This window comes from Pseudomonas protegens, from assembly GCF_003732485.1.
Taxonomy (GTDB): domain Bacteria; phylum Pseudomonadota; class Gammaproteobacteria; order Pseudomonadales; family Pseudomonadaceae; genus Aquipseudomonas; species Aquipseudomonas protegens_B.
The window spans coordinates 1-5348 of record NZ_MOAK01000023.1 but is presented as its reverse complement, the minus strand read 5'-3'; the positions used below and the strand labels follow the sequence as shown (position 1 = coordinate 5348).

The 5348-nt window shown below is 65.7% G+C and carries 5 protein-coding genes; all 5 read left to right on the top strand.

All coding sequences use genetic code 11. The features are described 5' to 3' along the window. Positions 1 to 1468 (top strand): GumC family protein (locus BLX41_RS02450; protein ID WP_259744343.1); only part of this gene is annotated, 1468 nt, incomplete at its 5' end. Then, positions 1453 to 2580, top strand: a complete 1128-nt coding sequence (locus BLX41_RS02445; protein ID WP_123723635.1) for a glycosyltransferase family 4 protein — start codon at positions 1453 to 1455, stop codon at positions 2578 to 2580. The genes BLX41_RS02450 and BLX41_RS02445, both read left to right, overlap by 16 nt. Continuing rightward, positions 2577 to 3938 (top strand): O-antigen ligase family protein, encoded by a 1362-nt coding sequence (locus BLX41_RS02440; protein WP_123723631.1) that lies wholly within the window; start codon positions 2577 to 2579, stop codon positions 3936 to 3938. Before BLX41_RS02445 ends, BLX41_RS02440 begins: the two co-directional genes overlap by 4 nt. A 27-nt stretch (positions 3939 to 3965) precedes the next feature. Next, positions 3966 to 4931, top strand: a complete 966-nt coding sequence (locus BLX41_RS02435; RefSeq protein WP_123723630.1) for a glycosyltransferase family 2 protein — start codon at positions 3966 to 3968, stop codon at positions 4929 to 4931. Next, positions 4924 to 5348, top strand: a 425-nt coding sequence (locus BLX41_RS02430) for a glycosyltransferase (RefSeq protein ID WP_123723629.1), incomplete at its 3' end; no start/stop codon positions are given. The genes BLX41_RS02435 and BLX41_RS02430, both read left to right, overlap by 8 nt.

Here is a 5348-nt window from a genome sequence, read left to right as displayed (position 1 = left end):
GAGCTTCGAGATCACCGCCGAGGTGATTGTGCAGTCCAAGAAACTGTCCCAGACCGATGCCAATACCGTGCTCACCCCGGACAGCGACAAGTTCATCCCGCCATCCCTGGCGGACATGGAGACCGAGAGCAATATCCTGCGCTCGCCGACCCTGATCCGCGACACCATCGACCAGCTGCGCCGTGAAGGCCAGTTCGGTGGCAGCGAAGGCCTGTTGAGCAAACTGATCTTCAAGCCGATCCGCAACGGCCTGATCGATCCGCTGCGCAATCATGTGATCAACCCGGTGCGCGGCTTCTTCGGCCTGGCCGTGGACCCGGTGCGCGACACCAGCCTGGATGCCTTCACCGATCAGGCGGTCAAGGACCTGAAGATCGGCACCCTGCCCGGCTCCAACGTGATCTCCATCGTCTACGCCAGCCCCAATGCCGCCGAAGGCACGCGCTTCGTCGAGCGCCTGCTGGCCAACTACCTGAAGAACCGCCAGGACCTGCAATCCAACGAACTGCCCGAAGCCTTCTACGAACAGAAGAAGGCCCAGTACCAGTCGCGCCTGGATGACCTGGAAGGCAAGCGTCAGGCGCTGCTGGAAGCCGCTCATGCCTCCGACCCCAAGGAAGAAATCACCTTCCGCCTGAACGCCATCAACACCGAGGAACAGTCCCTCAACGGTTACCGCGATCAGGCCCTGGAGAACCAGCGTCGCCTGGATTACCTGCAGAAGAACCTGAGCGCCGCACGCAAGGCCGGCATCACCGACTACACCTTCCCCTTCGCCTTCGCCAACACCGTGGACAACGTTGCCTACGAAGATCGCGAGATCAAGCAACTGGGTGAACAACTGACCAATCTGGTGAGCCAGTACGGCACCACCGCCGACACCTACCGCAGCGACAGCGTGCCGATGCAGCAGCAGCGCGAGCAGATCGTGCGGGCCCGGGCGCAGTTCCTCAAGGTGGTGGAAAACCGTGTTCGCGAGCGCAACAGCGACCTGCAGATCACCCAGTCGGTGATCGCGCAGAAAACCGCGCGGATCAACGACTACAAGGCTCGCGTGCGCGACCTGCAGGAAGTGCTGAGCAAGCTGCGCCAACTGGACACCGAAATCGATGCCTTGCACAAAGCCTTCTTCACCTACACCCAGCGTTACGAAGAAAGCCGCGGCGAGCGCCTGATCAGTGGCGAGCTGTCCAACGCCCGGGTGCTCAGCCAGCCTTACGAACCCAGCGAAGCGGCCTTTCCCAAGCCGATGCTGATCATTCCCCTGGGCCTGCTCACCGGCCTGCTGCTGGCGATTGCCCTGGGTTATGTCTACGAGTTCTTCGATCACCGCTTCAAGCACCCGGCCCAGGTCAGCGATCACCTCGGCCTGCCGGTGCTGATGGTGCTCAACGCGGTTGAAGAGCAGCAGGTCAACCCCTATCCACGCTGGACCTGGCGTTGGGCCTGGTATTGGGCCAAACAGTGAACGACCTGAGCCTGGCCGCGCGGCCTATCGTGCACCTGATCCACAGCGGCGGCTTCTATGGCGCCGAGCGCATGCTGCTGGATCATTGCCGGGTCACCCCGGGGCAGCACCGGGTGGTGTTCATCAATGCCCCGCAAGCCTTGCTGCAGCGGTTCATCGAGGCCGGCGTGCCGAGCCACAACTGCCACTGCCTGAAAGCGCTGCTGGCCCATCTGCGGCAGCAGCCCGGCCTGCTCAACGCCCACAACTTCAAGGCCCAGGTGTTTGCCTGGGTCTGTGCCCGGCGTCTGCAACTGCCCCTGGTGGTGACCCAGCACGGCTTCACGCCGCGCAGCCTGAAACAGAAGCTCTACACCGGGATCAGCCTGCGCCTGTGCCGCAGCCCTCAGGTGCGCCGGGTGGCCTGCGTGGCCCAGAGCATTGCCCAGTTGCACCTGCAGGCCGGTGTTGCCGAGGACAAGCTGCGGGTCATTCCCAACGGCCTGCCGGAGCCCAGACAGGTACTGCCGATGAACCAGGACGGGCCGCCGCTGCGCGAGGCCGAAGTGCGCCGCGACGAGATGGAGCCGATGGTGGGCTTCGTCGGACGCCTGAGCGCGGAAAAGGGTCCGGACCTGTTTCTCGACGCACTGATCAGCCTGTGCCGGCAGCGCCCTGCACTCAAGGCGGTGTTGCTCGGTGACGGCGAACAGAACCAGGCCCTGCGCCAACGCATCGACGCCGCCGGGCTATCGCTGCGCATTCTGTTGCCGGGTTACCAGCAAGACATGCAGCCCTGGCTCAAGCGCCTCAATGTACTGGTGCTCAGTTCGCGCACCGAAGGCACGCCGATGATCCTGCTCGAAGCCATGCAGGCCGGCACCCCGGTGGTGGCTTTTGCCGTGGGGGGCATTCCCGATGTCCTGCAACACCGGCAGAACGGCTTGCTGGCCAAGCCCCTGGACAGCGTCGATCTGGAGCTGCGCATCGGCCAATTGCTGGATGACCCGGCACTGGCCGAGGAACTGGCCCAGGCCGCCCGCGTCACCCAGCGCAAGCACTATCACCTGCCCACCCTGGCCCGAAGCTGGGATGAGCTGTATCGCCTGGCCAGGGAGAGCACCCCGGTATGATCGCCGCCCCTGTTCTCGGCCTCCTCCTGGGTCTTGCCAGCCTGCTGCTGCTCGCCAGCCCCTGGCCGTTTCTGGCACCGCTGGTGGTGGTCGGGCTGGTGGGCCTGGCCCTGCTCTATCGCCGCCCGGGCTGGGGCCTGCTGGGCATCTGCGCCCTGGTGCCCTTCGAGGGCCTGTTCAAGGACAGCGCGTTCTCCGGGGCCAAGCTGCTGGGGGCCTCGCTGATCCTGATCATGCTGTTCAAGCTGCTGTTGCGGCACATCCCCGATACCCGCCTGCGCAGCAACCTGTGGCGGGCCCTGGGGCCGTTCCTGCTGTGCCTGCTGCTGAGCCTGATGTACAGCGAGAATCTGCTGGTGTCCCTGGACAGCCTGCGGGAACTGGCGGTGGGCCTGGTGCTGTTCTTCGTCACCTTGCTGATCGCCCGGGAAACCAACCTGCTGATGCTCTGCCGCCTGCTGGCGGTCAGCGTGGCCATCACCTGTGTGATCGCGCTGATCTCCGCCAAGTATCAGGTCGGCGGCCGGGCCATCGGCCTGCTGCAGGACGCCAACTACTTCGCCCTGCTGATCGCCATGGCAGTGCCGCCGGCGATCCTTCTCGCCCTGCGCTCGCCCTACTGGCCGGTGCGGCTGTTCTGGGTCGGCATCAGCCTGACCCTGATGGCCGGGATGACCAAGACCGACTCGCGCTCCGGCCTGTTGGTGGTGCTGTTCACCCTGGTCATCGGCGCCTGGCACTACCGCGACCGGCTCAAGGGCCTGCGGCCCAAGCACCTGGGGTTCGCCATGTTTGCCGTGGCGATCGTCGTGCCCCTGGGCATCGCCGTGCTGCCGGCGGATTACGTGGCGCGGATTCAGTCCCTGAGCATGCTCAAGTCCGGCGCGCATTCGGCGGACACCTCCCTGGGCCGACGCACCTCCTACCTGGTGGTGGGCGGCCAGATGATCCGCGAGAACCCGCTGCTGGGCTCGGGCTTGGGCACCTTCCCGATTCATTACGCACAGACCGGCTTCGCCAGCAGCTTTTCGGAAAACATGAACGAGCCCGACCTGTTCCGCCGGGCCCACAACACCTACCTGGAACTGTTCAGCGAACTGGGCATTCCCGGTGGCCTGAGCTTCGTGGTGCTGATGCTGATGGGGCTGCGCAACTTCGAGCGCGCGCGCCAGGCGTTCCTCGCCCGGGGCGCCCGAGAACAGGCGGATATCGCCACCCACCTGGGCCTGAGCCTGTTGGCCATGGCGGTGTTCCTGCTGTTTCTCAGCGCGCCGAACCACAAGTACCTGTGGATCTTCCTGGCCCTGTCCAGCGTGCTGCGGCTCGAGGCCGAAGCAACGCCGGCGCCCAGCCCATAAATGCAAATCTGGCCAAGGGAGGCAAAGATGCAAAGGATCAGCGTGATCGTGCCCATGTACAACGAGGCGCGTCACATCACCCGCACCCTGGACAGCGTGATCCTCGCCGCCCGGGTTGCAGCCATCGACTACGAGTTGATCGTGGTGGACAACGGCTCCACCGACCAGGGACCACAACGGGCCCGAGAGCTGGGGGCGCGGGTGTTGCTGTGCCCGGGCCTGGGCATCGGTGCCTTGCGCAATCGCGGCGCTGCGGTGGCCACCGGCGATTGCCTGGCGTTTCTCGACGCCGACATCGAGGTGCCCGGCAACTGGTTGCAACTCTGGCAACAGGCTCTGACGGACAACCGCGCCGAGGTCTTTGCCCTGGACTGTGCCGCCCCGGACTGCGCGCCCTGGTACGCCCGGGCCTGGCAGCGCCGCAGCCTCGCCGGCGGTCGGCAGGCGCGCCTGCTGCACTGGATGCCGACCCCCAACCTGTGCCTGAAACGGGTCTGGTTCGAGCGGGTCGGCGGCTTCGACGAGCACCTGCGCACCGGCGAAGACAAGGACTTCGGTCTGCGTCTGCACGCTGCCGGCGCCCGCCAGTTGAGTCTGTCTGAGCCCCAAGTGCTGCATTGGGGCTTCGAAGGCAGTTGGGGTGAATGGGCCGGCAAGGAGCGCTGGCGCCAGGGCAGCCATCTGCAGTTGCTCAAGCGTGGCGGCCTCAACCTGCGCCTGTTGCGCTTTCCCCTGCTGTGCCTGGCCTGCGCCTTGCTGAGCCTGCTGGCGCTGTTCGGCCTGCTGCTGGGCCAGCCGGGCAGCGCTGCACTGTGCCTGCTGCTGGGCTCCCTGGCGCCTCTGGTCCTGGCCCTGCGCCAGGGCTTGCGCCAGCGCGATCCGCTGTTTGTCCTGCAACTCTGGCTGCTGCACGGGGTGCGCCTGCACCTGGGCGCCGTGGCCCTGGTTCAGGGTCTGTTCAACCGTTCTGTCGTGAGACCTGACCGTGGCTAAAACAATTTTCTGGCTGTGCCTGTTACTGCCCTTCTATGCCTGGATCGGTTATCCCTTGCTGCTGGCCCTGCTCAGCCTGTTCGTGCGCCCGCGCCCGCTGCAACCGGGCGAGCCGCTGTCGGTGAGCGTGATCATCGCCGCCCACAACGAAGGCCCGCACATCGAGCACAAGCTGCGCACCTTGCTGCAACAGGACTACCCGGCCACGGACCTGCAGATCATCCTCGCCAGCGACGGCTCCAGCGACGACACCGTGGCCACCGCCCTGACGGTACGCGACTCGCGAATCCTGGTCCTGGACCTGCCCCGGGTGGGCAAGGCCGGGGCCCTGAACGCCGCGGTGGAACTGGCGCGCAACGACATCCTGGTGTTCACCGACGCCGACAACCAATGGTCCGGCGACACCCTGGGCAAGCT

Excerpts from the sequence above, each read along its gene's own strand:
- BLX41_RS02440 (WP_123723631.1), top strand. The coding sequence starts at position 2,577 with ATGATCGCCGCCCCTGTTCTCGGCCTCCTCCTGGGTCTTGCCAGCCTG.
- BLX41_RS02435 (WP_123723630.1), top strand. The coding sequence starts at position 3,966 with ATGCAAAGGATCAGCGTGATCGTGCCCATGTACAACGAGGCGCGTCAC.